We start from the raw sequence: 26,032 nt of genomic DNA on the forward strand, positions 1-26,032 counted from the left end.
ATATGGGCGCTCAACTCAGGGTCTACAAGCAGAAGATCTCTTCTGCTCAGACGACCAAGAAGATCACGAAGGCGATGGAACTCATCGCGGCTTCGCGCATCCAGAAGGCGATGGCACGCGTCAAGGCGTCCACTCCCTTCGCGCGGGCCGTGACGAGGGCCGTGTCGGCCGTCGCGACGCACTCGAACGTCGATCACCCGCTCACCCGTGAGCCCGAGACGATCCACCGCTCCGCGGTCGTGATCTTCTCCTCGGACCGCGGTCTGGCCGGAGCCTTCAACTCGCAGATCCTCCGTGAGGGTCTCGAGGTGGCCGAGCTCCTGCGCGAGCAGGGCAAGGAGCCGGTGTTCTACCTCGTCGGTCGCAAGGCCGTCGGCTACTTCCAGTTCCGCCGCATCGCGGCGGCTGCGGAGTGGACGGGCGACACCGACACCCCGTCGTTCCACACGGCGGAGGAGATCTCGGCGACACTGCTCGAGGCCTTCTCCCGCGGTGGGCAGGACGGCGGCGTCGACGAGATCCACCTCGTGTACAACCGTTTCGTCAGCATGATGACGCAGTCGCCGGAGTCCGTGCGCCTGCTTCCGCTGGAGATCACGGAAGCCGATGAGTCGGAGGCCGGTAACACCGTTTACCCGCTGTACGAGTTCGAGCCGGACGCCGAGACCGTTCTCGACGCGATCCTGCCGGTGTACATCCAGAGCCGCGTCTTCAACGCACTCCTGCAGTCCTCTGCCGCGAAGCAGGCGGCGACGCAGAAGGCGATGAAGTCGGCCAGCGACAACGCCGACAAGCTCATCACCGACTACACCCGTCTGCGCAACAACGCGCGCCAGGCGGAGATCACGCAGCAGATCGCGGAGATCGTCGGCGGCGCCGACGCCCTCTCGTCGAGCAAATAGACCATCAGGAAAGAGACGAAAATGACCACCACCGCCACGGCTGACCAGCCGGCGACCGCGGTCGTCGGGCGCGTCGCACGCGTCAACGGTCCGGTTGTCGACATCGAGTTCCCCCATGACTCGATCCCCGACATCTACAACGCACTGAAGACCACGATCGTCATCGGCGAGGAGTCCACCGAGATCACCCTCGAGGTCGCTCAGCACCTCGGCGACGACCTCGTCCGCGCGATCGCCCTGAAGCCGACGGACGGCATCGTCCGCGGCCAGGAGGTCCGCGACACGGGCGAGGCCATCTCGGTCCCGGTCGGCGACATCACCAAGGGCAAGGTCTTCAACGTCATCGGCGAGGTCCTCAACGGCGAACCCGGTGAGACCATCGAGGTGACCGAGCGCTGGCCCATCCACCGCAAGGCTCCGAACTTCGACCAGCTCGAGTCGAAGACCACCATGTTCGAGACCGGCATCAAGTCGATCGACCTCCTGACCCCCTACGTGCAGGGTGGAAAGATCGGTCTGTTCGGTGGCGCCGGCGTCGGCAAGACCGTCCTCATCCAGGAGATGATCCAGCGCGTCGCACAGGACCACGGTGGTGTCTCCGTGTTCGCCGGTGTCGGTGAGCGCACCCGTGAGGGCAACGACCTGATCCACGAGATGGAGGAGGCGGGCGTCTTCGACAAGACCGCCCTCGTCTTCGGCCAGATGGACGAGCCGCCGGGAACGCGTCTGCGCGTCGCCCTGTCGGCTCTGACGATGGCGGAGTACTTCCGCGACGTGCAGAAGCAGGACGTGCTGCTCTTCATCGACAACATCTTCCGCTTCACGCAGGCCGGCTCCGAGGTCTCCACGCTGCTGGGCCGCATGCCTTCGGCCGTGGGCTACCAGCCGAACCTGGCCGACGAGATGGGTCTCCTCCAGGAGCGCATCACTTCGACGCGCGGCCACTCGATCACCTCGCTGCAGGCGATCTACGTGCCCGCCGACGACTACACCGACCCGGCTCCGGCGACCACCTTCGCCCACCTCGATGCGACGACCGAGCTCTCTCGTGAGATCGCCTCGAAGGGTCTGTACCCGGCCATCGACCCGCTGACCTCGACGTCGCGCATCATGGACCCCCGCTACTTGGGCGAGGACCACTACCGCGTCGCGACGACGGTCAAGCAGATCCTCCAGAAGAACAAGGAGCTGCAGGAGATCATCGCCATCCTCGGTGTCGACGAGCTCTCCGAGGAAGACAAGATCGTCGTGTCGCGTGCACGTCGCATCCAGCAGTTCCTCTCGCAGAACACCTACATGGCGAAGAAGTTCACCGGTGTCGAGGGTTCGACCGTCCCGCTCAAGGAGACCATCGAGTCGTTCGACGCGATCACCCGCGGAGACTTCGACCACGTGGCCGAGCAGGCCTTCTTCAACGTCGGCGGCATCTCCGACGTCGAAGAGCAGTGGGCGAAGATCCAGAAGGAGAACGGCTGACCATGGCGCTGCACGTCAGCCTCGTCTCCGCTGATGCGGAGGTCTGGACGGGAGAGGCGAGCCTCGTGGTCGCCAAGACCGTCGAGGGTGAGATCGGCTTCATGAGCGGGCACGAGCCGGTTCTGGCGATCCTCGCCGAGGGCCAGGTCCGCATCACCCAGTCGGATGGCACCAAGGTGCTGGCGAACGCACAGGACGGCTTCCTCTCCATGGAGGGCGACAGCCTGACGATCGTCGCCGGCAACGCGGCGCTCATCGCCTAGCAGCTCGTCTCATCGCGTCCGCCTCGGATGCTCCTCGCTCGGTTCACGAGCAGAGGAAGCACCCGGGGCGGACGCGTCTGCATGTACCGAGGTTCCATGAAGATCCTGCTCCCACCGTCCGAGACGAAGCGCGAGGGCGGTGACGGCGTCCCGCTCGACCTCGACCGGCTCGCCCTTCCCTCCCTGCGGCCGCAACGCGCGGCGGTGCTCGCGGCCCTGAGCGAGCTCGCCGCCGACGAAGGCGCGAGCCGTCGCGTCCTCAAGCTGAGCGACCGCCAGCTCGGCGACATCGCGCACAATCGCACGCTGCTCGGCGCTCCCACCATGCCGGCGGTCGATCGCTACACCGGCGTGCTCTTCGACGCCCTCGACGCCGGCTCGCTGCCGGCCGCGTCACGTCGCTGGTTGGGTGCGCACGTGTGGATCCACAGCGCTCCGCTGGGTCCGATCGGCGCTCTCGACCCGATCCCGCCGTACCGCCTGGCGGCCGGCACCTCGCTGCCCGGCGTTCCCGCGCTCCGCCGCCTCTGGGCTGAAGCGACCTCTGCGGCGATCGCCGCCGAAGCCCCGCCGTTCATCCTGGATCTGCGCAGCGAGGCCTACGTGGCGCTCGGTCCGGTGCCGGCGACCGTGCCGTCCGCGTACGTCCGTGTCGTGACCGACCAGGGGAGGGCGCTGAATCACTTCAACAAGAAGTCGAAGGGCCTGCTCGTGCGGGCCCTCGCAGAGGACCGGCCACGGATCGGATCGCTCCGCGCGCTGCGCGGCTGGGCCGAGGAGAACGGGCTCGAGCTCCGCCAAGCCGACCCGTCCGGCGTGCTGGAACTCGTCGTCTCGGAGTGAGCATCCGTGGTCGGACCGCGTGCCACGATGGCGCGCGGCGCCCGCGCGGGTCCAACGGCGCATGCGTGCGACCCCCGGACGCGCTAGTGTGATCAGCGCATAACGCCCGCATCACGATTTCCTTGGAGGGAACATGGACGACTACTACGGCTATGACGGCCTGTCGGGGGGTGCGATCGTCGCCTTGGCGCTGCTGTACACGGTCCTGCCGCTGCTGATCTACGCGCTCTACTCGTGGTTCTACATGCGGATCTTCGACAAGGCGGGGGTCCAGGGCAAGTGGCGTGCGTGGGTGCCCGTCTACAACACCATGATCTTCTACAAGCTGGGCGATCTGAGCCCGTGGCTGGTGCTCTACCTGATCGGTGCCGGCATCATCGGGGCGATCATCCCCTTCCTGGGCTGGTTCCTGATCCTCCCGCTCGTGGGCATCGCCGCGCGCGTGCTCGACCTGATCGCAGCATGGCGCGTCGGACTGAAGCTCCAGAAGGACGCCGTCTGGGTCATCCTGTACTTCTTCCTCCCGCCCGTGTGGCTCGGCATCAACGCCTTCGACGGTTCCCGCTGGAACCCGAACATCCAGCCGGCCTCGTGGGCCGCCAACTCGCTGCTCGGGGACCGCACCGTCTGGGACGGCATCCCGACCCAGCCGACCGCAGCCCCGCAGCAGCCCGGCTACGGCGCTGGCCCCGGCTACGGCACCCCGCCCGCGCAGCCCGGATACGGTGCGCCGGCCCAGCCGGGCTACGCCCCGCCCGCGCAGCCCGGTTACGCTCCGCCGGCAGCTCCCGCGGCTCCCGCCACCGGCGCCCCGGTCCCTCCGGTGCCCCCGACGACGCCGCCGGCACCTCCGCAGGCTCCGCCCGCCGCTCCGCCTGCTCCGCCGACCGCGCCCCCGGCGGCTCCGCCGGCTCCTCCGGCCGCGCCGCCGGCATCGCCGAACGATCCCACGCAGCCTCCCGCGTGACGTCCTGACTCAGGGCCCTCGACTCCGGTCGGGGGCCCTGAGCCGTTCGCGGTGGTCCGCCGTCCGCCGCGACGGCTAACGTGGATCCCATGGTCTTGTCCCAGCGTCGCGTCGGCGCGTCCGGTCTGCTCGTCACATCCACAGGTCTCGGCTGCAACAACTTCGGGCGGGCGGGAACCGCGACCGAATCCCTTCGCGGCACGCGCGAGGTGATCGATGCGGCCATCGCCAACGGGATCACGTTCTTCGACACCGCGGACATGTACGGTGCCGAACCCGGAGCGAGCGAGACGCTGATGGGGGAGGCCCTCGAAGGCCGCCGCGACCGCATCGTGCTCGCGACGAAGTTCGGTCAGAAACGGGACATGGGATACGCGTTCCCCGCCGCCCGCGGCTCGCGTCGGTACGTCCGCCGAGCGGTGGAGGAGTCGCTGCGCCGCCTTCGCACGGGCTGGATCGATCTCTACCAGCTGCATCTGCCGGATCCGGAGACGCCGATCGCCGAGACGACCGACGCCCTCGACGAGCTCGTGCGCGAGGGGAAGGTCCGTTACTACGGGCACTCGAACTTCACGGGGTGGCAGGTCGCGGAAGCGGAGTTCACGACGCGTGCCCGCTCCACCGGGCGGTTCATCTCGGCGCAGAACCACTACTCGCTGCTGGCCCGCGCGGCCGAGCGCGAGGTCCTGCCGGCGGTCGAGCGCTACGACCTCGGCTTCTTCCCCTATTTCCCCCAGCACAACGGACTCCTGACCGGCAAGTTCCATCGCGACGGCGGTCCCGCATCGAGTCGGATCATGTCCGCTCGGCGGCACGTCTGGGAGAACGCGCCCTGGGACGCGCTCGAAGCGTTCCAGACGTTCTGCGACGAGCGCGGCATCACCATGCTGCAGGCGTCGTTCGGCTGGCTGCTGGCGCGCCCCTCGGTGTCGAGCGTGATCGCCGGCGCGACGTCCGCAGCGCAGGTCGAGGCCAACGCCGCGGCCGGTGACGCCTGGCGACCGGACGACGAGGACCGCCGGCTCATCGACGAGATGTTCCCGCTGGTGGAGGATCCGGGTGCCCGGGTGTGATCGCGGTGGCGAGGAGTTCTACTACGATGTGTGAGTATCCTGCGACCGCCCGATCCGTCGCAGACCCACCGGAGGCAGCACGTGGCTGAGACGAAGACGCAACGCGTCACGGTTGCGCAGCGTCCCCTGCTGCTGTCCTGGGCGGGCGTCACCGATCAGGGGCGTCGACGGGAGACGAACCAGGACGCCTTCCTCGCGGACTACCCGCTCTTCATCGTCGCCGACGGCATGGGCGGTCATGCCGGAGGCGAGATCGCGAGCCGGAGCACCGTCAGTCGTCTGCAGGCGCTGGTCGCCGCGGGCGAGGTCGGTCGACCCGGGATCGAGAACGCCCTCGAGCTGGCGGTGGGGGACATCGCGGATCACCCGGACACCACCGACGAAGGCACCGGCACGACCCTCACCGGGGTCTTCCTCGACTCCGAGGGCGACGAAGCCCACTGGGTGGCGCTGAACATCGGCGACTCGCGCGTGTATCTGCTGCGCGACGACCGGCTCGTGCAGGTCACCACGGATCACTCCGTGGTGCAGGAGCTCATCGCCGCCGGCAAGCTCAGCCCCGAGGAGGCGGAGGGGCATCCGTACAGCAACGTGATCACCCGTGCCGTCGGAGCGAGCGAACTCACGGCGCCGGACTACGTGTCGATCGACCTGCGGCCGGGAGACCGGTTCGTCATCTGCTCGGACGGGCTCACGAAGGAGCTCACCGACTACGGCATCCAGCACTTCCTCCGCGAGCACCTCGATCCGGCCGCCGCGGTCGACGCGATGCTCTCGGCGGCGCTCGAGAACGGCGGGCGAGACAACGTGACGCTGATCGTTCTGCAGGTGGCTGACGAAGCCGACTCCTCCTCCCCATCCGAGGACACGGCCGAGTAGCAGCCAGGGCTTGTGGACAGCCCGTTCTCCGCGCCGGCCATGAGGTGCACTGGGGGTCATGGATTCCCTTCCCCTCGCTCTCCCGACGACTCCCGCGCCTTCGCGTCGCGCACCGCTGCCCTTTCTCGCCGCCGTCGTTCCGGTGGCCGGCGGCGTGGTGCTGTGGCTCGTGACCGGCTCACTGTACGCCCTGTGCTTCGCGGCACTGGGGCCGCTCATGATCGGCGCCTCCGCTGTCGACGCCGCACGTCATCGGCGACGCGACCGTCGGGAAGGGGAAGCGCGGGCGGAACGGGACTGGGCGGCGGTCGAGGCGGAGCTCGTCAGAAGGCACCAGGAGGAGAGGGATGCTCTGTGGCTGCATGCTCCCGATGTCGCGGGGTGCCTGGCGCAGCCTCCTCTGCGGGGCACGCGGCCGCCCGACGCGGACACGTCGATCGTCGTGGGCGCGGGGAGCGTCTCGAGCGCTGTTCGCTGCAGCGGTGCCGACGATGAGCGGGGGCGCTCGTTCCGGATGAGAGCCGGTGTCCTCGAAAGGGCGCCGATCGTCGTTCCGCTCGGCGGGGGCATCTCCGTGCGCGGGTCACAGCCGCTCGTGGAGGCGGTGGCCCGAGCGCTGGCGGTTCAGCTCTGTCTGCGCTTCGGGCCGTCCCAGTTGACGATAGTCGGCGAGCGACTGGAGGAGTACGGACTCGCGGGGCTGCCCCACGCCGCTCGGGTCGGTGGTTCCGGGCTGAGCGTCGCCATCGGCGCGGTCGACGAAGCGCGGTCGGCAGCGGATGCGGCGATTCTGATGCTGCCGCCCGGAGCCGACGTCCCCGAGGGGACGACGACGGTCATCGACGTCGCGGAGCCGACGCTGTCGTCGGTGCGCACCCCGCACGCGGTGATCGACGTGGCCGTCGAGTGCCTGTCGCGCGAGCAGGCCGTCGTCGTCGCGGGCGAGCTGGCGGGACGACGTGACGACGCGGAGCGCCTCCCCGAGGCCGTGGCTCTCGATCAACTGCAGCAGCCGGATGACGCCGAGGGCCTCGCGGCGGTGATCGGCCGGGACGCGCGGGGGCCGGTCGTCGTCGACATCGTGGGCGACGGACCGCATGCCCTCGTCACCGGGACGACCGGCACCGGAAAGAGCGAGCTCCTCGTCACCTGGGTGGCGGCGATGGCGGCGAAGCACGGCCCGGAACGGGTGGTCTTCGTGCTCGCGGACTTCAAGGGCGGGACGGCCTTCGAACCGCTCCGCGAGCTCCGGCAGGTCGCCGCGGTCATCACCGACCTCGACGACGAGGGAGCGCGGCGGGGCGTCTCGAGCCTGGCGGCGGAACTGCGCCGCCGGGAGAGGCTGCTGGCCGCTGCGGGGGTGCGCGATGTGCGCGATGCGGCGATTCCGCGGCTGGTGGTCGTGGTCGACGAGTTCGCCGCCCTGCTGGCGGAGCATCCTGACCTCGGCGCGGTCTTCACCGACATCGCCGCCCGCGGTCGAGCCCTGGGCATGCACGTCATCCTCGGCACGCAACGAGCAGCCGGCATCGTGCGGGATGCTCTGGCGGCCAACTGCCCGCTCCGCATCAGCCTGCGGGTCGGCGACGCCGCGGACAGCCGGCTCATGATCGGGACGGATGCCGCGGCGTCGCTTCCGGGCGGCACGGCCTCCCGCGGCGTCGCGCTGATGCGTCGTCCGACCGACACCGAGCCCGTGCCCGTCCGCATCGCGCTGACCGGTGCCGCAGACGTGAGTCGCGTCGCCGGGCGCTGGGCGGCGGCGCCACGACCGCCCAGTCCCTGGCTTCCGGCGCTCCCGACGCGGGTGGGGCTCGCGGAGCTCACCGCGAGATCGGGGGGCGTCGACGAGATCGTGCTCGGACTCGCCGACGAACCCGATCGGCAGGAGCAGCCGCTGGAGGTCCTGCGCTCCGGCGAGGAGAGGGGGCTGGTCGTCGTCGGCGGCGCAGGATCGGGGAAGACGACCGTGCTGCGGGCGATCGCCGATCAGCGTCCTGATGCGCTCTGGTTGCCCGACGACGCGGAGGTGGTCTGGGATCTGGTGATCGCCTGGGCGAGCGGCGAGGAGTCGCCTCCGCCTGTCGTGCTGGCCGACGACGTGGACGCTCTCGTGGCGAGCCTTCCGCCCGACTACGGTCAGCAGCTCGCGCAGGGCTGGGAACAGGTTCTCCGCACGTCTCCCGGCTCGCTGTTCGTGCTGACGGCGGGGCGCAGCGCGGGGCAGCTCGGGCGCGCCCTCGACCTGGTTCCGAAACGCGCCGTCCTGAGGATGCCCAACCGGATCGAGCATCTCGCGGCGGGGGGAGAGGCCTCGGCCTTCCTGCGCCGGCGCACTCCGGGGCGCGCCACGATCGGGGAGAGGGAGGTCCAGCTCGTCTGGTCCGAGCGCGACGTACCCCGGGCGCACCGGAGCGTCGCGGAATCGACGTGGACGCCGCGCGCTGCGTCGACGGCGCTCGTGAGCCCCGGGGCGCCGGCAGCGGCAGAGCGTCTGCAGCGCGCGCACCCGCACGGCGAGGTGCTTCTCGTCGGAGCGGAACCGTCAGCGAAGGACAGGCCTCGCATCTTCGTCGCGGACGCCGAGACGTGGCAGCGCAACTGGTCGACCTGGCAGCGCATCCGCGCGGAGGGGGAGGTGCTGGTCCGCGCGGAGCACCCGGTCGATCTGCGTCAGCTCGTCGGCGTCAGGACCCTTCCGCCGTTCGCACGCCTCCACGAGGGGCGCGCCTGGTCCGTGCGGGGCAGCCGCCCGCCGGAGCGGGTCGTGCTCCCCGAACTGTCTCCCCGGACGCAGGGGCGTTCCCGACGTCGTCGTGACGGGTGAGTCAGAGACCTGCCCCGGGACGGATCATCCCGACGTCCTTGCCACCGCCGGAGATCGCGAGGGGGAGGGCCTCCGCGAGGCCGGCCACCTCGGCGTCACCGAGCCCTCCGGCGCGCGCGAGCAGTGTCGCGGCGACGATGGTGGACGCCCTGGTCGCTCCGTCGAGCATCTTCAGGGCGACGGTCGTCCCGTTCGGAGCCACCATCACCATGACGCCCTCGGCGCCGTGCTTCGTGAACACTCCGAGCTGCTCCGTCGCCACGGTGTCCGGCCGACCGGGACCCTCCAGTGTCCACGGGTGCTCGCGCACCGCTCGAACCAGCGAGCCGGCCACGCGATGCAGGGCGAACGGCGAGCGATCGGAGGCCGTGCCGATCCGGTGGATCGAGCGCGCGAGACCGGTGAGCGTGACTGCGTGCACGGGCGCACCGCAGCCGTCGATCGCGGTGTGGGCGATCTTCTCCCCGGTGAGGCGCTCGACGACGTCGCGGATGTGGGCCTGGAGCGGGTGCGCGGGGTCGAGATACCCCTCCGTCGACCATCCCGTCGCCACACAGGCGCGGAGCATGGCCGCGTGCTTGCCGGAGCAGTTCATGCGCACGCGCGCCGGCTGACCGTGCTCGCGCACGAGCTCATCACGGGTGGATGTATCCCCGGGCCATGACGGCGGGCAGGCGAGGTGGTCCTCGGTCAGCCCGCCTTCCGTGAGGATGTCGCGGACCACGGACGCGTGCCGGTCGGTGCCGGTGTGACTCGCGGTCGAGATCGCGAGCTGCTCGCCTTCCAGGTTCGCGCCCGCGGTGATGCACGCGACGGCCTGGAGCGGCTTCAGGCTGGAGCGCGGGAGGATCAGGGCGTCCGCATTGCCATGACGGGCCAGCACATCCCCATCGGGCGAGAGCACCACGGCGGCGCCGGCATGACGGGATTCGACGAATCCGCTCCGTTCGACGACGGCGAGTTCCACGGAATCCTGAATGGTGAGAGTCTCCAGCACCCGTCAACTCTAACCGCGCCGACACCGCCGCTCGTGCCGCGTCGGCGCCTCCTGGCAGACTGGGCGCATGACAGAGTCGACAGCTCGTGCCCTGGGGGAACACCACTACGCGCTCACCTCCACCTGGACGGGCAACACCGGAACCGGCACCAGCGGCTACCGCGACTACCGCCGCGACGTCACCATCGAGGTCGCGGGCAAACCGGAGCTTCTGGCGTCGTCCGACAAGCCGTTCCGCGGGGATCCGTCTCGATGGAATCCGGAGGACCTTCTCCTGGCTTCCCTCTCCGAGTGCCACCTGCTGTCATACCTGCACGCGTGCGTCACGGCGGGTGTCGTCGTCGTCTCGTACCGTGACGCGGCCTCCGGATTCATGCGGGAGGACGGAAAGGGGGGCGGGGCGTTCGTCGAGGTGACGCTGCGTCCCGAGGTGGTCGTGGCGGAGGCATCGATGATCGAAGCGGCCGAACGCGCCCATGCGCAGGCCAACGAGTGGTGCTTCATCGCGAACTCGATGAACTTCCCCGTGCGGCACGAGGCGACGGTGACCGCGCTCGCCTAGGCGGCGGCGCGGTCAGCGGCGCTCGTGGGGGAGCGCCTGCTTGATCTTCTCGATCGTGCTCTGGGCGGGGGCCTCGTTGTAGATTCCGGCGAGTTCCTGGCCCGACAGCGCGTGGATCGCCGCCATGATCTCGTCGGTCGCGAGGCGGCGGGCGCGCCCGCTCGTGGCGGGACCGTGCGGGGACAGATCGAGCGGCTCGCCGAAGCGGACGGTGATGCGCTCCTTGAGCGTCGGCACCTTCGCGCCGACCGGCATCACCTTGTCCGTGCCGATGAGTCCGACGGGGACCACAGGGGCTCCGGTCTGGAGCGCGAGGAAGGCGACACCCGTCCGACCCTTGTACAGTCGCCCGTCCGTGGAGCGGGTGCCTTCCGGGTAGAGCGCGACCGCAAGCCCCTCGTCGAGGAGCTGACGCTGCAGGTCGAGAGCGTCGAGCGCCGCCTGGCCCGCACCGCGGCGGACCGGGATCGCGCCGATCGACTCGAAGAAGGTCTTGCTCATCCAGCCCTGGAAGCCCGTTCCCTCGAAGTAGGACGACTTCGCGAGGAAATGCACGGGGCGGGGAGCCGCGACCGGGATGGCGATGGAGTCGATGAACGACAGATGGTTGCTGGCGAAGATGACGGGACCGTCCAGCGGCACGTTCTCGCGCCCCTCGATGCGCGGGCGGTAGACGAGGCGGGCCAGGGGCGTGATGAGGCTCCGGCCGAGCGTGTACGCGAACCCGGCGTGGCGGGGCTTCGCAGTCTCTTCTGACGAGGATTCGGGCTCGACGGACTGCTCGGAGGTCATCAGAGCAGGTTACTCCCGGATCCATGCCGGAGTGGGAATGAAGCCTCGCGCCGCGTCTCCCAGCGCGGGCAAAGGGGTATAGGGCAGGATGGAGGTTCCCGCCCGCGATTCCGAGGTCCCACTGTGCGCAAGCGTCCGCTCATCGTCCTGTCCACCGTCGCCGCCGCGACCCTCCTGCTGGCGGGCTGCTCCGGCAGCGGTGCGCCGCAGAGCTCCGGCACGCCGGAGCCGACCGCCGCGAGCCAGTGCGCCCTGGACGCTCAGCCGGGCGCGACGTCCGACGCGGTCGTCGTGGAGGGTGACGGAGCCGACACCAAGGTGACGATCCCGGCCGACGCGGCCTTCGCCGGTGTCGAGCGCACCGTCATCTCGGAAGGGGACGGCGAGGAGATCGGCGTCAACGACCTGGTGTCGGTCGAGTACCAGATCGTCGACGCCACGAACAACCAGGTGCTCGACTCCTCAGCCCGCGGCGACGGTGATGTGCTGCCCGTGCTTCTGGACACCAACCAGTCCTCGCTCTTCGTGGCAGCGCTGGAGTGCAAGCCCCTCGGTTCCCGCATCGCGCTCGCCCTCCCGGGCAACGTCCTCGGTGAGGGCCAGAACAACGTCGTCGTCTACGCCGAGGCGGTGGAGAAGCTGCCGGAGGTGGCGACGGGGACTCCCGTCGACCCCACCCCGGGAATGCCGACCGTCAAGCTCGACGACAAGGGTGCACCGTCCGTGACGATCCCGGACGGCGATGCACCGTCCGAGACGAAGGTGGCCGTCCTCAAGCAGGGCGACGGAGCCACCGTCTCGTCGGGCGATCTCGTCGTCGTGCAGTACCTCGGTGTGAAGTGGTCGGACGGCAAGGAGTTCGACTCCAGCTGGAGCCGTGACGCCGTGCCGGCGCAGTTCCAGACCACCGGCGTGGTCGCCGGCTTCCAGAAGGCGCTCGAGGGCCAGAAGGTCGGCTCGCAGGTGCTCGTCGTGATGCCGCCGGCGGATGGCTACGGGGCGAGCGAGGGGCACGAGCTGCAGAACGAGAGCCTCGTGTTCGTCGTCGACATCCTGGCGACGACTCCGGTCCAGGCACAGCAGTAGCGGACGAGCCGCCGCAGGCGGTGACCTAGGCTGACGGTATGCGTCGCGTCATCGTCCTCGGCTCCACCGGCTCCATCGGCACCCAGGCGCTGGATGTGATCCGCGCCAACCCTCGTCGGTTCGAGCTGGTGGGTCTCGCCGCCGGCTCGAACGCCGAGCTGCTCGCGGAGCAGGCCTCCCAGTTCCAGGTCGAGCACACGGCGCTCGGCGCGGCGGAGGCGGAGCAGCTGGTTCGCGACGTCGAGGCCGATGTGGTGCTCAACGCCATCACGGGTTCGATCGGTCTCGGCTCGACCCTCGCTGCGCTGCAGGCCGGACGCACGCTCGCCCTCGCGAACAAGGAGTCGCTGATCGTCGGCGGCGAGCTGGTGCTCGCCGCTGCGGCCCCCGGCCAGATCGTCCCGGTCGATTCGGAGCACTCCGCGCTCGCGCAGGCGCTCCTCGCCGGAACGCACGCCGAGGTGCGGCGTCTCGTGGTGACCGCGTCAGGCGGGCCCTTCCGCGGACGCAGCCGGGCGGAGCTGACGGAGGTCACACCGGCCGAGGCGCTCGCGCACCCGACGTGGGACATGGGGCGCATGGTCACGACCAACTCGGCAACGCTCGTGAACAAGGGCCTGGAGGTGATCGAGGCGCATCTGCTCTTCGACGTCGCCTATGACGACATCGAGGTCGTCGTGCACCCGCAGTCGATCGTGCATTCCATGGTCGAGTTCATCGACGGGTCCACGATCGCGCAGGCTTCGCCGCCGGACATGCGCCTTCCGATCTCTCTGGGGCTCGACTGGCCCCACCGTGTCGGAGGGGTGGGGCGGCCGCTGGACTGGTCCTCCGCCACGTCGTGGACGTTCGAGCCCCTCGATGCCGACGCGTTCCCCTCCGTCGCGCTCGCGAAGGCCGTCGGACGCGCGGGAGGGACCTTCCCCGCGGTCTACAACGCCGCCAACGAGCAGGCCGTCGATGCGTTCCACGAAGGTCGACTGTCGTTCCTCGGCATCGTCGACACGATCGCCCGCGTGGTCGATGCCCACGACGCACCGGAGTCTCTCACGGTGGAGACGCTCGCCGCCGCGGAGTCGTGGGCGCGGACGACCGCTGATCGACTGATCGAGAAGGGCTGATCCGGGGGAGCAGCCCCTCCCGATCTCAGTCCTCGTCCGGATAGGGCACGGGCCACTTCGGGTCGGGCACCGGCCAGCCGGCCGCCCGCAGGGCCCGGCGGGCCAGTTCTCGCGCCGAGTACGGGGTGCGGACGCCGCGGATGTCGCGGTAGTCCTGGTGCCCCGGTCCTGCCCAGAGGATCGCGTCGCCCTCGCCCACGAGTCCGACCGCCGTGACGATCGCGTTCTCGGGCGGGGACGCCTCATGGATCTCGGCATCAGGGCGGGCGCGCCGGGCACCCTCGATCAGAGTGGCCCGGATGGAGGCGGGGTCCTCGAAGCGGGGGTGGTGGTCGGTCACGACGAGGATGTCGCTTCCTTCGACGGCCGTGCGGGCCATGTCGAACCGCTTGCTCGCGTCGCGGTCTCCGTCAGCGCCGAACAGCATCAGCACCTTGCCCGGGGTCACCCGGCGCACCGCGGCGAGGGTCTTCTCGAAAGCGTCGGGGGAGTGGCCGAAGTCGACGAACACGGCCGGCCCGGCCTCACCGGACACGAGCTGCGTGCGCCCGGGGAGGTAGGCGCGGATCCCGCCGTCGCGCGTGAGAGCCTCGACGATGCGCGACCACGCGTACCCGCCCTCGAGCAGCATCACGATCGCGAGTGCCGCGTTCGCGGCCATGTGCGGTCCGATCACGGGCACCGTGGTCGTCAGCGATCCGGCGGGCCCTGTCATCGTGAACGTCGTGCCGGACGCGCGCTCCTCGTCGATCACGACGACCCAGTCCGCGGCGGCGGCGGCCTCGGGATCGGCGGCGATGGAGGGAGTACCGACGGTCACGACGGGGATCTCGGCGCGCTCCACGACGACCGCCCCCGAGGGGGAGTCGAGGCAGATGACGCCGCGCCGGGCGCGGTCTGGACGGAACAGCGGCAGCTTCGCCTCGAAGTACTCCTCCATGTCGGCGTAGTCGTCGAGATGATCATGGCTCAGGTTGGTGAACCCGGCGACGTCGAAGCGGATGCCGTCGACGCGATGACGAGACAGCGCCTGCGCGCTGACCTCTACCGCGACGGCCTCGACAGACCGCTCGCGCATGAGAGCGAGGAGCGCATGCATCTCGGACGCCTCGGGCGTCGTGAGCCGCGACACGATCACTTCGCCCGCGATGTGACGCTCGGCCGTCGAGGAGAGACCGGTGACCACGCCGAGCTGATCGAGGATCCCCTCGAGCAGGTGGGAGGTGCTGGTCTTCCCGTTCGTCCCGGTGGTCGCGAACAGCAGCGGGAGCGGGTCGTCCGCCCCGGTGCCGTACACCCAGGCGCTCAGGTCGCCGAGCACGGCTCGGGGGTCATCGACGACGATGATCGGCAGGCCCGCAGCCTCAGCGATCGACGCGCCCGCCTCGTCGGTGATGACGGCGACGGCACCCTTCTCGGCGGCAGCGACCGCGAAGTCGGCGCCGTGGCGGTTCACTCCCTGGATGGCCACGAACGCCTCGCCGGGTCGGAGGTCGGCCGTGGCGAGGGTGATGCCGGTGAGGGCGATGCCGTCGACATCGCCGCGGACGGCACGGGCGAAACGGGATGCGAGTTCGGACAGCTCACGCCGGGGCGGGTTCGCGGGGCGGAGCACGGGAGGCAGGCTCGGTTGTTGTTCAATCGACATGTCGTCTCCATGATCTCACGGCCTCAGGGCGAACCCCTCTGCGGCACGACTCCTCGCGCGCTCGGATGCGGCGGGCGAGGAGCCGTGCGGATCGTCAGACGCGTCGACGGTACGCGAGGATCGCCACGACGAGCGCGGAGATCCCGGCGACGAGACCGCCGGCGCCGAGAGCGATGCCCGCGACATCGCTCGTGGTCGCCTCATCGCCGTCCGTCGCCGCCGCGTCGTGGTCGCCGTGAGCGTCGTCCGCAGGGGACTCGGCGACCGTCACGACCGGGGCCGGAGCTTCGAGGCTGTGCGGATCCTCCCCGTCCTCCGCGAGCTGCGTCCACTCGGTCGCGCCCTCGACGCACTCCTGCACGACGGGGAACACAAGGGACTCGGGCGTGCTCTCGTCCAGGCCGACCGACATGCTGACGGCTCCGCGCAGGTCGGTGGGGACAGGGGTGAGCGCGGTGTAGGTCACGGCGCTCACCAGGCCGTCATCGCCGCGCTCGACCTGGATGTCCCAGTCGCCGTCCATCGTCGGGGCGACCGAGGCGAGGCCGTCAGGGATGGTGATGCGGAGCGCGGTGGTGGGGGAGTTCTCGCACCCGTGCGAGAACGAGAAGGTGAGGACGCCGTGGTCGCCCGCGACGAGTTCGTCGGGGCTGACGCCGACGTGCGCGCCGGCCATCGCGGGGACGGCGAGAACGAGGGCGGCGCCGCCGAGGATGCCGGCGGAGGCGATGGCGGTGCGGCGGGTACGGGTAGAGGTGTTGCGGGACATGCGGGATTCTCCTGATTGCTCGGAATGAGCGGGGCGCGACGAACGGCCCCGCGAAAGGGTGATGCCGCCCATGGGCGACGGGTTCCGGTGCGACGGTCAGTCGCGGGCGAGCGGAGGAGGACCGCGTCTGGACACCGCCGCGGCGACGGCGGCGTCGATCGAGAGAAGCGGGAGCGAACGCAGCGGCCGCGGTCGGGGATGATCCGACGACGCGAACGCGACGGCCCGCAGGAGGAGCGCCTCGACCCAGCGCGCGACGGCGCGCAGGAGCCCTTCGCCGTGCCACACCAGGAGCGTGGTGAGCACCGCCGCGACGGCGTGCGCCAGCAGCATGAGGGCACCGGGTGCGGTCGCGGGCGACGCGGGGCCGAGCAGGCTCAGATCGACGTGGTGGGAATGCCCGAGAGCGGTGGCAGCGCCGGACCCGCTCGGGGAGCCGAGGACCTGGAAGACGACGTGGAACGCGCCTTGAGCGATGAGCACGGCCAGTGCGACACGTCCCCGTGACCGGCGCGCTCCCACGAGCAGAGCGGACAGCGGCGTCAGGAGCGTCGTGACGGCCAGGATCAGCAGCGGTGCGGGCGCGGATCCGCCGCCGAGAGTGTGCGAGACCGCGGCGATCAGCGTGGCGACGGAGGATACGGCCGCAGCGCGGACGAGTCGCAGCTGCCGGGCGTTCACACGGCAAGCCTAGCCGCGCGGACGGCGCCGGGCGGATTCCTAGCTGCGGGCACTAGCGTTGGCACGTGGAAATCGTGCTCTACGTGGCGGGCATCGTGTTCATGCTGATCGGCCTCGGCCTCTCGATCGGTCTGCACGAGGTCGGCCATCTCGTCCCTGCCAAGCTCTTCGGCGTGCGCGTCGGTCAGTACATGATCGGCTTCGGTCCTCGGCTGTGGTCGAAGCGGATCGGCGAGACCGAGTACGGATTCAAGATGCTGCCGCTGGGCGGGTTCATCTCGATGTCGGGCATGTATCCCCCGTCGAAGAGCACGGGGCCGGCGTCCGGGGTGTTCCGATCGCTCATCCAGGACGCGCGGGCCGCGAACGACGAGACCATCGCGGAGGGCGCGGAGGACCGGGTCTTCTACCGTCTCCCCGTCTGGAAGCGCGTGATCGTCATGCTCGGCGGACCGCTGATGAACCTCCTCCTCGCCGTCGTGATCTTCACGGTCCTCGTCTCCGGGATCGGCGTGCAGCAGGGGACCACGACGATCGCCTCGGTGAACGAGTGCGTCGTGCCGGCGTCCTCCACCGCGACCGAGTGCACGTCGGCCGACCCGCCGTCGCCTGCGGCTGAAGCGGGGATCCAGCCGGGTGACGTTCTCGTCTCGATCGACGGGCGACCCGTGTCGACCTTCGCGGAGGCGACCGCGATCGTCCAGGCCGCTCCCGGGGAGACGCTCGACATGGTGGTGCGGCGCGCGGGCGAGGAGAAGACCCTGTCGATCACGCCGATCGCCGCCGAGCGCACCCTCACGGACGCGAGCGGACAGCCCGTGCTCGACGACGCCGGTGATCCCGTCGTCAAGGAGGTCGGCTACGTCGGCATGGGGGCGCAGATGGGGTACGTGCAGCAGCCCTTGACCGCCGGCCCTCAGCTCGCTGCCGAGAACGTCTCCAGGGTGGCCTCCCTGATCGTCACGCTGCCCGTGCGCCTGTGGGACGTCGGGGTGTCGCTCGTGACCGGGAGCGAGCGCGACCCGAACGGCCCCCTCAGCGTGGTGGGTGTGGGGCGCCTCGCCGGAGAGGTCGCCGCGACGGACGCGCCCGTGCTCAACCGCTTCGCGATCCTGCTGAGCCTGCTCGGCTCGCTGAACGTCGCGCTCTTCGTCTTCAACCTCATCCCGTTGCTCCCCCTCGACGGCGGACACGTCGTGGTGGCGCTGTGGGAGGGCGTTCGGCGAGTGTGGGCGAAGCTCTTCCGGCGACCGCCCCCGCGCCCGTGGATGCGACGAAGCTCGTACCGCTGACGGTGGTCGTCGCGGTGCTGCTGATCGGCATGGGCGCCCTGCTCCTGGTCGCCGATCTGTTCAACCCGGTGAAGCTGCTGGGCTGAGCGCGCGTTCCTGGCGCGCTGCAGTGATCAGGCGACGGCGTGCGCGACGAGACGCTCGAGGGTCCGGATGCCGTCGCGCGACAGGATCGACTCCAGATGCCCCTGCACGGAGGCGAAGTGCGCGCCACGGAGGGCGTACACGTCGCCCGAGCCACTGTCGGCCGACACCTCCGCCCCCGCGACGCGCTCCGTTCCGGGAACGACGCGGGCAGTGAAGGTGTTGTAGAAGCCGATCGAGGCCTTCTCGCCGAAGACCGGCACCGACTTCTGCAGTCCCTGGTGCGGCGAGTCGAGCGGCGTCAACGCGATCCCGAGCCGATCAGCGAGGATCTGGTGGCTGAGGCACACCGCGAGCAGCGGTGCCCGGGCGTCGAGACGGCGGGCGACGATGTCCCGCATGCGGGCGATGCGGGGGCTCGCCGTGTCCCGGGGATCCCCGGGCCCTGGTCCGGCGACGACGAGGTCGGCCGCGTCGACATCGGCATCCGCGACCTCGCTCCATGGTGCGATCGTCACGCCGAGGCCGAGATGGCGCAACTGGTGCGCGAGCATGGTCGTGAACCGATCCTCGGCGTCCACGACGAGGGCGGTGCGGCCCGCGAACGGTCCCGTGAAGTCCTCGCCCTGCGGGTTGAGCCAGAACTCGGCGAGACGGGCGTTGCGGGATGACAGCAGCTCGGCGATCACCGGGTCGTCGGCGAGGGCGCGGGTCTCACCGGGTGCATCGGCGTCGCTGCGCGCCTCGGCGACCCGGTCGCGGTCGATGGCCCCGATCGCGCCCAGCACCCCTGCGGCCTTCCCGTGCGTCTCGGAGACCTCGCCCAGCGGGTCGGAGTGGCGCACGAGCGTGGCGCCGACCGGCACGCTGAGGGTGCCGTCCTGGAGGTAGACCGTGCGGATGAGGATCGGCGCATCCACGTCGTGGCCGCCCTCCGCGTTCGGCGTGAACAGTGCGGCGACCCCCGAGTAGTAACCGCGCGGTTTCCGCTCGTGTCGCCGGATCACGGCGCACGCGTTCTGCATCGGCGAGCCCGTGACGGTCGGGGCGAACATCGTCTCCCGGAGGATGTCGCGCGGGTCGAGCCCGCTGCGTCCGCGGAGCATGTACTCGGTGTGGGTCAGGCGCGACATCTCCTTGAGGTGCGGACCGGTGATCCGGCCGCCGTCGGAGCAGACGGCGCTCATCATCTTGAGCTCCTCGTCCACCACCATGAACAGCTCCTCCGTCTCCTTCGTCGAGGAGAGGAAATCGGTCAGCGTCTCCCGGGTTGCTCCCCCCGCCGGGTGGCGGAAGGTGCCGGAGATCGGGTTCATGGTGACCACGCCGCCGCGGGCGACCACGTGCGCCTCGGGGCTCGCACCGACGGCAATGTGTCCCGGCGTGAAGACGGCGAACGTCCAGTAGGCCCCGCGCTCGTGTGTCAGCAGCGCGCGGAACCAGGTGAGGGCAGCCGTGCGGTCGTCGACGTCGATGCTCGCGGTGAAGTCGCGACGGATCACGAAGTTCGCACCCTCGCCGCGTCCGATCTCCTCGGCGATGACCTTCTCGACGATCGCGGCGTATTCCTCGTCGGCGATGTCGAAGCCGTCGTCGTGCAGCGGCACCGGTGCACTCGGGAGCGCATCGACGAGCGCAGGCGTCTCGATCTCGCCGTGCTCATCGACGATCAGGCAGCGCAGCGGCGCCCCGTCGTCCTGGGCCACGAAGCCCCTCTCACGCACCTGCCGGTAAGGGACCAGGGCGAAGACCTCGCGCGGTGTGCCGTCGATCGTCAGGGGGATGTCGGCGAGCAGGTCGACGTCCGCGACCTCGCCCGTGAGCAGCTCGACCGTGTCCGCCCTGTCGCGCGCGATCAGCACGAAGGATGCCGTGGGATCCGCGGTGAGCTCGGCCAGTCGTGAGAGGGTCATCGATGTCTCCTGTGCAGTGCTCCGGCTCGGCGCAACGAAAAGACCGCCCCGGAGGCGGTCTGGATTCGTGGGAACGCGAACACACCGCCTAGAAGGCGGGCCACCAGGTGAAGTTCGCGAGCATGGGCCGAAACTACCACACGGTCACGGCGCTCCCCGGCGCGATGACGTCACCAGATGGTGCCGCCCGCCTCCCGGACCTCGGCGTCGAAGACGTGATCCACGATGAGGCGAACGGCCAGGGCCAGCTCCTCCTCCGGCAGGTGCGGTGCGCCGTCGGGCGCGGTGCTGGTCGACCAGGGCAGGTGCACGAAGCCGGCGACGGCGTCGGTGCGGACCGCCCCCAGTGCGGTGTACAGCACGTGGTTGCAGACGTATGTGCCGGCGGAGAGGGAGACGCGCGCCGGGAGACCGGCGAGCGTGAGCTCCTTCACCAGGAGCTTGGCGGGGAGGGTGGAGAAGCGCGCGGCCGGACCGCCGGGTTCGCTGGGCGCGTCGACGGGTCGGGCGCCGTCGTTGTCGGGGATCCGCGCGTCGATCAGATTCACCCCGAGGCGTTCGATCGCGATCTGCGCGCTTCCCCCGGCGAGACCGGTGGCGACCACGGCATCAGGAGAGTGCTGCGCGATGAGCTCCCGCAGATGCCGCGCGGAGGTGTCGAAGGCGACCGGCAGGGTCGCGACGACGAGGTCATGGGGGCCGTCGTAGCCCTGCGCGACGGCTTCGACGGCGTCTGCCGACGGGTTGCGGTCGGAGCCGGCGAACGGCTCGAAGCCGGTGAGCAGGATGACGGGCATGCTCTCAGGCTAGGCGCTTCCAGCCCGCATGCATCCGAGCGGCGTAGGCTGAGGGGGTGCCAGCAGTGAACCTCGGAATGCCGAAGATCCCCGAAGTCCTCGCCCCGCGCCGGAAGTCTCGGCAGATCAAGGTGGGCAAGGTGCTCGTGGGTGGTGACGCCCCCGTCAGCGTGCAGTCGATGACGACGACGAAGACCACCGATATCAACGGGACTCTGCAGCAGATCGCCGAGCTGACGGCGTCGGGCTGCGAGATCGTGCGCGTGGCGGTTCCGTCGCAGGACGATGCCGACGTGCTGCACATCATCGCCAAGAAGAGCCAGATCCCGGTGATCGCCGACATCCACTTCCAGCCGAAGTACGTCTTCCAGGCGATCGACGCGGGCTGTGCTGCCGTGCGGGTCAACCCCGGCAACATCCGCAAGTTCGACGACCAGGTCGGAGAGATCGCGAAGGCTGCCAAGGACGCCGGTGTCTCGCTGCGCATCGGCGTGAATGCGGGCTCGCTCGACCGCCGTCTGCTCGAGAAGTACGGCAAGGCGACCCCGGAGGCCCTCGTGGAGAGCGCCGTCTGGGAGGCGTCGCTGTTCGAGGAGCACGACTTCCACGACTTCAAGATCTCCGTCAAGCACAACGACCCCGTCGTGATGGTCAAGGCGTACCGCCAGCTGGCCGAGCGCGGCGACTGGCCGCTGCACCTCGGCGTCACCGAGGCAGGACCGGCGTTCCAGGGCACGATCAAGAGCGCCACGGCGTTCGGCATCCTGCTCGGTGAGGGAATCGGCGACACCATCCGCGTGTCCCTGTCGGCGCCGCCCGCCGAGGAAGTCAAGGTCGGGCATCAGATCCTGCAGTCGCTCAATCTGCGCGAGCGCAAGCTCGAGATCGTGTCCTGCCCCTCGTGCGGACGCGCCCAGGTCGACGTGTACACGCTCGCCGAAGACGTGACCGAGGGACTCAAGGACATGACCGTGCCGCTGCGCGTCGCCGTCATGGGCTGCGTCGTGAACGGACCCGGTGAAGCCCGTGAGGCCGACCTCGGCGTGGCATCGGGCAACGGCAAGGGGCAGATCTTCGTCAAGGGCGAGGTCATCAAGACGGTGCCGGAGGCCGACATCGTCGCGACCCTGATCGAAGAGGCCAACCGGATCGCCGCCGAGATGGGCCCGGAGGCGCCGCTCGGCACAGCCCAGGTCGTCACCGCCTGAGCGGAGGAGCACCGTGTCCGACTTCCTCCTGCCAGCGCCGGTCCAGACGATGATCGATGCGATCAACGCCGGGGACACCGCGGCCTTCGTCGACGCATTCACCGCGGACGGCTTCGTGAACGACTGGGGCACCGTCAAGGCGGGTGCTGACGGCGTGCGCAGCTGGGCGGACACTGACGCGATCGGCGCGGGGGCGCGGATGACGGTGCTCTCCGCCGCGACGGACGGCGACACGACGCGCATCCGATTCGGATGGTCCAGTCGCGTCTTCAACGGAGAGTCCGACGGGATCTTCGTCGTCGAGGGCGCCAAGCTCGCCAGCTTCACGATCCCGCCATCGCACTGACACTGACACCGCCCACCGCATCGGCCCCGTCGAGGGAGCCCTTTCCGAGGAGACCCATGACCACGCCCACGATTGTTACCTTCCCGGACGGCACCCTCCGTGGAGACGCCGTCGTGACCCGCGTGGCCGACGACCCCGAGGGGACGGTGGTCGTCGTCGACGCCACGCCGTTCCACCCGGTCGACCACACCTGGCCCGACCAGCCCGGTGACGTCGGTGTGCTGACGGCCGGTGGCGGATCCGTCCGCGTGACCGAGGCGCTCATGGCGGCTGTGTCGGACGAGGGCGAGTTCGCGGTCGGAAGCGCCATCCCCGTCAAGCGCGGAGCCGAGGGATGGACCTGGCTGGTCGGCCATCGACTCGACGGCGATGCACCGGCCTGGCTCACACAGGGTGCGGGAGTGTCTCTCGCGGTCGACGAGGGTCACCGTGCCGGGCTGAGCCGCGGCCACACCGCATGTCACCTCGCGTCTCTCGCCCTGGATCTCGCAGTCGCGGACCTCTGGCGCAAGGGCCCGGGGGAGGATGCGCTGGGCAATCCCGACTTCGAGGGGCGCGCGAACCAGTCCAGCCGCATCCATGAGGACGGCGCGGTCGACGAGTACCGACTCGGCAAGAGTCTGCGTCGTGCCGGGTTCGACACCGAGATGTTCGCTGCCACGCTCTCCGATCGGGAGCAGCGCATCAACGCTCAGCTCGCGGCCTGGGTCGCCTCCGGCGCGGCGAGCCTCATCGAGGTCGACGGCCCGACGATCGTGGACCGTCGACGCTGGCGCTGCGACCTCCCTGAGGGGGAGGCCGTGATCCTGTGCGGCGGGACGCACGTCGCCTCGCTCGACGAGTTCGCCTCGATCTCGGTCTCGCTCGACCTCAGCGACCCTCAGCTGCTCGTCATGACCACGACCGCGACCCGCGCCTGACCCCGTGACGCCCGGAGGCTTCCTCGGGTGACGGCACACCCGCATCAGGCAACCCTGCGGAATCAGGCGCTTCTGGCGGGAAACTGCCTGACCCGGCAGGATCGCCTGATCCGGCGAGGTCGCTCGGCGAGTCCCGCGTGATCCATCCGGTCAGCGTAGCGGCCGGGGAGGGCTCAGACGGCGAACTCGACCACTCCCTCGGAGATGTCCGCGCGGACGACGCGCAGCCGGAGGATGTCACCCGGCTTCGCGTCGGCGGGCACGGGCGCGGTGGCTGTGACGGCGGGGTCTGCGATCTGGATGGCTGCCCGGTCGCCCCGCAGCTCGATCACGGTCGCCTCGAGGCTTCGCCCGACCAGAGGTGTCAGGAGCGCCGCCTCGACCCGATTGATCGTGGCCGCGTCCAGCTGCGAGGCGCGCTGTCCGGATTGCTGCATCAGGGCGGGGAGATCGCCGAGGGAGGAGCGCACCCACGGCGGCACGGGTTCTCCTGCCGATGCGGCGAGGCAGATCGCGAGGGCCCACCGGTCGACGAGGCGGCGCAGGGGAGCGGTCGCGTGCGCGTACGGGGCGGCGATCGCGGCTTGAACGGCGTCTTTCGGCGCCTCCCCGTCGAACACCAGGTATCCGGCGCCGCGGAACAGGGACGCCGCCGCCTCGAGCACGGGCAGGGTCATCGGGTCGGCACGGTCGAGACCACGAAGATACTCTCCGTAGGTCCCGCCGACCCAGGGACGCCCGAGCGCCGCCGTCTGATGCCGGAACGCCTCGAAGGCCGCCTCATCCGGCTCCGGCATCGTGCGGATGATGCCCACACCCGCGTCGAGCATGAGCGATGCGGCCGCCATGCCCGTCATGAGCGACAGCTGCGCGTTCCATTCCTCGACCGGCAGGGGGCTGCGCCGCTCGATCGCGTACCCGCCGTCGGGCGTGCGCACAACCTCCTCGTCCGGCAGATTCAGACTGGCACCCCCGCGTCGGCGCTCCTGTTCGAGACGTAGGGCGCCGATCTCCGGCAGCAGGGCAGCGGGACCGCCTTCTCCGGCGTCCAGGGCCCGTTGCGTCGTCGCGTAGTCCAGTTGCGCCCGGGACCGGATGAGCGCGCGCTGCAACCGGAAATCGGTCACGGCGCCGTCGGAGTCGAGGGTGAACGTCCACACGAGCGCAGGGCGGTCGACGTCGGGCAGCAGCGAGGCGCGATCCTCGCTCAGGGTCGGCGGATGCAGCGGGATGGTGCCGTCCGCCGCGTACAGGGTCTGTCCGCGGCGACGCGCCTCGGCGTCCACCGCGCCTCCCGGCACGACGAAGCCGGGGACATCCGCGATCGCGTAGCGCACGAGGTAGCCGTCGCCGTCGCGCTCCAGGTGGAACGCCTGATCCAGGTCGCGTGCGCCCGCAGGGTCGAGCGTCGCGAACGGGAGATCCCGGAGATCGAGCTCCGGCGCCGGAGCCGTCAGCGTCTCCGCCTCGGCGAGCACCTCCACGGGGAAGTCCGTCGGAGCCTCCAGGGTCTCCCGCAGGGCGGCGAGGGCCGCGGCGAGCTCGGTCTGGGCGGCGGAGGGGGCGACGTGGGATCGGCGCTGCGGCATGGCTCCACACTAGGCGGCCGGCCTCCGGCACCGGTCGCGCTGAGCGGGCACCGCTTCGCGCTCGATGACATCCAGGATGCGTACGACACCTTCAGCCGCGCCGCCGAGACCAAGGCGCTCAAGGTGGTGCTCAAGGCCTGACCCGTCGAACACGGCCCCGTCGAGGGCAACCCGCGTTAGCGTGGAGGCATGACCACTGCAGCCAAGGCACAGACCCTCGTCGGACTCTATGACGCACCGGAGATCCTCCGCGTCGTGAACGTGTGGGACGTGGTGTCCGCTCGCGCGGTCGCCGCTCTTCCCGAGACGAAGGCGATCGCGACCGCGGGCCACGGGGTCGCGGCGTCCTTCGGCTTCGAGGACGGAACGACGCCGCGCGAGATCATGATCGACATGGTCGGGCGCATCGCCGCCGCCGTGCCCGTGCCCGTCACCGCCGATCTGGATGACGGGTACGGCGACGCGGGGGAGACCACGCGGCTCGCGATCGGAGCCGGTGTCGTCGGGGCGAACGTGGAGGACCGGCTCAAGCCGCTCGCCGAGTCCGTCGCCGCCGTCGAAGCCATCGTGAAGGCGGCGGAGGCCGAGGGCGTGCCGTTCGCGCTGAACGCCAGGACGGATGCCTTCGTCCGTGCGGGCCATCGTCCGGTCGAGGAGAGCATCGCCGATGCGATCCAGCGCGGACGCGCCTTCCTCGACGCCGGAGCCACCGCGGTCTTCGTTCCCGGCATCCTCGACATGAACGTGACCCGTCAGCTCGTGGAGGGCATCGGCGAGCGCAAGGTCAGCGTGATCGGGATCCCGGGTGCGCTCGCGGCGTCCGAGTATGAGAAGCTCGGCGTCGCGCGCATCTCGTACGGCCCTCTTCCGCAGCGGGTGGCTCTGACCGCGCTGCAGGAGCTCGCCGCCGACCTCTACGCGGGCGGCGTCGTCCCGGCGAACCTCCCCGCGCTCAACTGAGCGTCCGGGACGGGTGGCCGCGGTTCACTAGACTTGC

Annotated in this window: 24 protein-coding genes and 1 pseudogene; 17 read left to right on the forward strand and 8 right to left on the reverse strand. The window is 70.3% G+C overall.

Going from position 1 to position 26,032, the window contains the following annotated elements:
• The first annotated feature begins 2 nt into the window (after positions 1–2).
• The 8 genes from CSX12_RS07110 to CSX12_RS07145 all read left to right on the forward strand — a co-directional run bounded on the left by CSX12_RS07110 (position 3) and on the right by CSX12_RS07145 (position 9,230).
• A complete protein-coding gene (locus tag CSX12_RS07110) occupies positions 3–902 on the forward strand; it encodes a F0F1 ATP synthase subunit gamma (RefSeq protein ID WP_017203128.1) in 900 nt (299 codons plus the stop codon).
• 21 nt (positions 903–923) lie between these two features.
• Positions 924–2,378: a F0F1 ATP synthase subunit beta gene (gene atpD, locus CSX12_RS07115; protein ID WP_017203127.1), complete on the forward strand. Its 1,455-nt coding sequence runs from the start codon at positions 924–926 to the stop codon at positions 2,376–2,378.
• Positions 2,379–2,380: 2 nt separating this feature from the next.
• A complete protein-coding gene (locus tag CSX12_RS07120; protein WP_017203126.1) occupies positions 2,381–2,641 on the forward strand; it encodes a F0F1 ATP synthase subunit epsilon in 261 nt (86 codons plus the stop codon).
• Positions 2,642–2,737: 96 nt separating this feature from the next.
• Positions 2,738–3,484, forward strand: coding sequence for a peroxide stress protein YaaA (yaaA, locus tag CSX12_RS07125; protein ID WP_124895337.1), 747 nt, complete (start codon positions 2,738–2,740; stop codon positions 3,482–3,484).
• Between the two features lie 133 nt (positions 3,485–3,617).
• Positions 3,618–4,451 (forward strand): large exoprotein, encoded by an 834-nt coding sequence (locus tag CSX12_RS18600; RefSeq protein WP_206427146.1) that lies wholly within the window; start codon positions 3,618–3,620, stop codon positions 4,449–4,451.
• Between the two features lie 89 nt (positions 4,452–4,540).
• Positions 4,541–5,524 (forward strand): aldo/keto reductase, encoded by a 984-nt coding sequence (locus CSX12_RS07135; protein WP_124895338.1) that lies wholly within the window; start codon positions 4,541–4,543, stop codon positions 5,522–5,524.
• An 81-nt stretch (positions 5,525–5,605) separates the two neighbouring features.
• Entirely contained in the window at positions 5,606–6,403 is a 798-nt protein-coding gene (locus tag CSX12_RS07140; RefSeq protein ID WP_124895339.1) for a protein phosphatase 2C domain-containing protein, read from the forward strand.
• A gap of 58 nt (positions 6,404–6,461) precedes the next feature.
• The gene (locus CSX12_RS07145; protein ID WP_124895340.1) at positions 6,462–9,230 is read left to right on the forward strand and encodes an FtsK/SpoIIIE domain-containing protein; all 2,769 of its coding nucleotides are present in this window, start codon (positions 6,462–6,464) and stop codon (positions 9,228–9,230) included.
• Position 9,231: 1 nt separating this feature from the next.
• On the opposite strand, the gene CSX12_RS07150 is transcribed toward CSX12_RS07145, so the two are convergent.
• Complete coding sequence (locus CSX12_RS07150) at positions 9,232–10,227, reverse strand: asparaginase (protein WP_124895341.1); 996 nt, start codon at positions 10,225–10,227, stop codon at positions 9,232–9,234.
• A 67-nt stretch (positions 10,228–10,294) separates the two neighbouring features.
• On the opposite strand from CSX12_RS07150, the gene CSX12_RS07155 reads away from it, so the two are divergent.
• Positions 10,295–10,789, forward strand: coding sequence for an OsmC family protein (locus tag CSX12_RS07155; RefSeq protein WP_124895342.1), 495 nt, complete (start codon positions 10,295–10,297; stop codon positions 10,787–10,789).
• Between the two features lie 12 nt (positions 10,790–10,801).
• On the opposite strand, the gene CSX12_RS07160 is transcribed toward CSX12_RS07155, so the two are convergent.
• Positions 10,802–11,581: a lysophospholipid acyltransferase family protein gene (locus tag CSX12_RS07160; RefSeq protein ID WP_017203117.1), complete on the reverse strand. Its 780-nt coding sequence runs from the start codon at positions 11,579–11,581 to the stop codon at positions 10,802–10,804.
• Between the two features lie 123 nt (positions 11,582–11,704).
• On the opposite strand from CSX12_RS07160, the gene CSX12_RS07165 reads away from it, so the two are divergent.
• The gene (locus CSX12_RS07165; RefSeq protein WP_124895343.1) at positions 11,705–12,667 is read left to right on the forward strand and encodes an FKBP-type peptidyl-prolyl cis-trans isomerase; all 963 of its coding nucleotides are present in this window, start codon (positions 11,705–11,707) and stop codon (positions 12,665–12,667) included.
• Positions 12,668–12,705: 38 nt separating this feature from the next.
• The gene (dxr, locus tag CSX12_RS07170; protein WP_017203115.1) at positions 12,706–13,788 is read left to right on the forward strand and encodes a 1-deoxy-D-xylulose-5-phosphate reductoisomerase; all 1,083 of its coding nucleotides are present in this window, start codon (positions 12,706–12,708) and stop codon (positions 13,786–13,788) included.
• 25 nt (positions 13,789–13,813) lie between these two features.
• Here dxr and CSX12_RS07175 read toward each other — a convergent pair whose 3' ends face one another.
• From CSX12_RS07175 to CSX12_RS07185, 3 genes are all read right to left on the reverse strand, one after another.
• A complete protein-coding gene (locus CSX12_RS07175; RefSeq protein ID WP_051000876.1) occupies positions 13,814–15,436 on the reverse strand; it encodes a UDP-N-acetylmuramoyl-L-alanyl-D-glutamate--2,6-diaminopimelate ligase in 1,623 nt (540 codons plus the stop codon).
• Positions 15,437–15,530: 94 nt separating this feature from the next.
• Complete coding sequence (locus CSX12_RS07180) at positions 15,531–16,205, reverse strand: YcnI family protein (RefSeq protein WP_124895344.1); 675 nt, start codon at positions 16,203–16,205, stop codon at positions 15,531–15,533.
• A 96-nt stretch (positions 16,206–16,301) separates the two neighbouring features.
• Positions 16,302–16,886 carry a hypothetical protein gene (locus CSX12_RS07185; RefSeq protein ID WP_124895345.1) on the reverse strand — a complete coding sequence of 195 codons (585 nt, stop codon included), beginning with the start codon at positions 16,884–16,886 and terminating at the stop codon, positions 16,302–16,304.
• 65 nt (positions 16,887–16,951) lie between these two features.
• Here CSX12_RS07185 and CSX12_RS07190 point away from each other — a divergent pair.
• A pseudogene (locus tag CSX12_RS07190) lies at positions 16,952–18,264 on the forward strand (M50 family metallopeptidase).
• Positions 18,265–18,291: 27 nt separating this feature from the next.
• Here the strand turns inward: CSX12_RS07190 and CSX12_RS07195 are convergent.
• Positions 18,292–20,175: a chorismate-binding protein gene (locus CSX12_RS07195; protein WP_124895346.1), complete on the reverse strand. Its 1,884-nt coding sequence runs from the start codon at positions 20,173–20,175 to the stop codon at positions 18,292–18,294.
• 170 nt (positions 20,176–20,345) lie between these two features.
• The gene (locus CSX12_RS07200; RefSeq protein WP_124895347.1) at positions 20,346–20,972 is read right to left on the reverse strand and encodes a pyroglutamyl-peptidase I; all 627 of its coding nucleotides are present in this window, start codon (positions 20,970–20,972) and stop codon (positions 20,346–20,348) included.
• Positions 20,973–21,049: 77 nt separating this feature from the next.
• Between CSX12_RS07200 and ispG the strand changes: the two genes are divergently transcribed.
• The 3 genes from ispG to CSX12_RS07215 are packed head-to-tail and all read left to right on the forward strand — an operon-like array spanning position 21,050 to position 23,446.
• Entirely contained in the window at positions 21,050–22,180 is a 1,131-nt protein-coding gene (gene ispG, locus CSX12_RS07205) for a flavodoxin-dependent (E)-4-hydroxy-3-methylbut-2-enyl-diphosphate synthase (RefSeq protein ID WP_017203108.1), read from the forward strand.
• A gap of 13 nt (positions 22,181–22,193) precedes the next feature.
• A complete protein-coding gene (locus CSX12_RS07210; protein WP_017203107.1) occupies positions 22,194–22,526 on the forward strand; it encodes a nuclear transport factor 2 family protein in 333 nt (110 codons plus the stop codon).
• A gap of 56 nt (positions 22,527–22,582) precedes the next feature.
• Complete coding sequence (locus tag CSX12_RS07215) at positions 22,583–23,446, forward strand: hypothetical protein (RefSeq protein ID WP_124895348.1); 864 nt, start codon at positions 22,583–22,585, stop codon at positions 23,444–23,446.
• A gap of 173 nt (positions 23,447–23,619) precedes the next feature.
• Here CSX12_RS07215 and CSX12_RS07220 read toward each other — a convergent pair whose 3' ends face one another.
• A complete protein-coding gene (locus CSX12_RS07220; RefSeq protein ID WP_124895349.1) occupies positions 23,620–25,035 on the reverse strand; it encodes an RNB domain-containing ribonuclease in 1,416 nt (471 codons plus the stop codon).
• Here CSX12_RS07220 and CSX12_RS18475 point away from each other — a divergent pair.
• Positions 25,015–25,176 (forward strand): hypothetical protein, encoded by a 162-nt coding sequence (locus tag CSX12_RS18475; protein ID WP_164479503.1) that lies wholly within the window; start codon positions 25,015–25,017, stop codon positions 25,174–25,176. The two genes, CSX12_RS07220 and CSX12_RS18475, sit on opposite strands and share 21 nt — an antisense overlap.
• 48 nt (positions 25,177–25,224) lie before the next feature.
• Positions 25,225–25,995: an isocitrate lyase/phosphoenolpyruvate mutase family protein gene (locus CSX12_RS07225; RefSeq protein ID WP_124895350.1), complete on the forward strand. Its 771-nt coding sequence runs from the start codon at positions 25,225–25,227 to the stop codon at positions 25,993–25,995.
• Positions 25,996–26,032: the final 37 nt, after the last annotated feature.

It is taken from the genome of Microbacterium sp. Y-01, from assembly GCF_003856715.1.
In the GTDB taxonomy this organism is placed as follows: Bacteria; Actinomycetota; Actinomycetes; order Actinomycetales; family Microbacteriaceae; genus Microbacterium; species Microbacterium algeriense.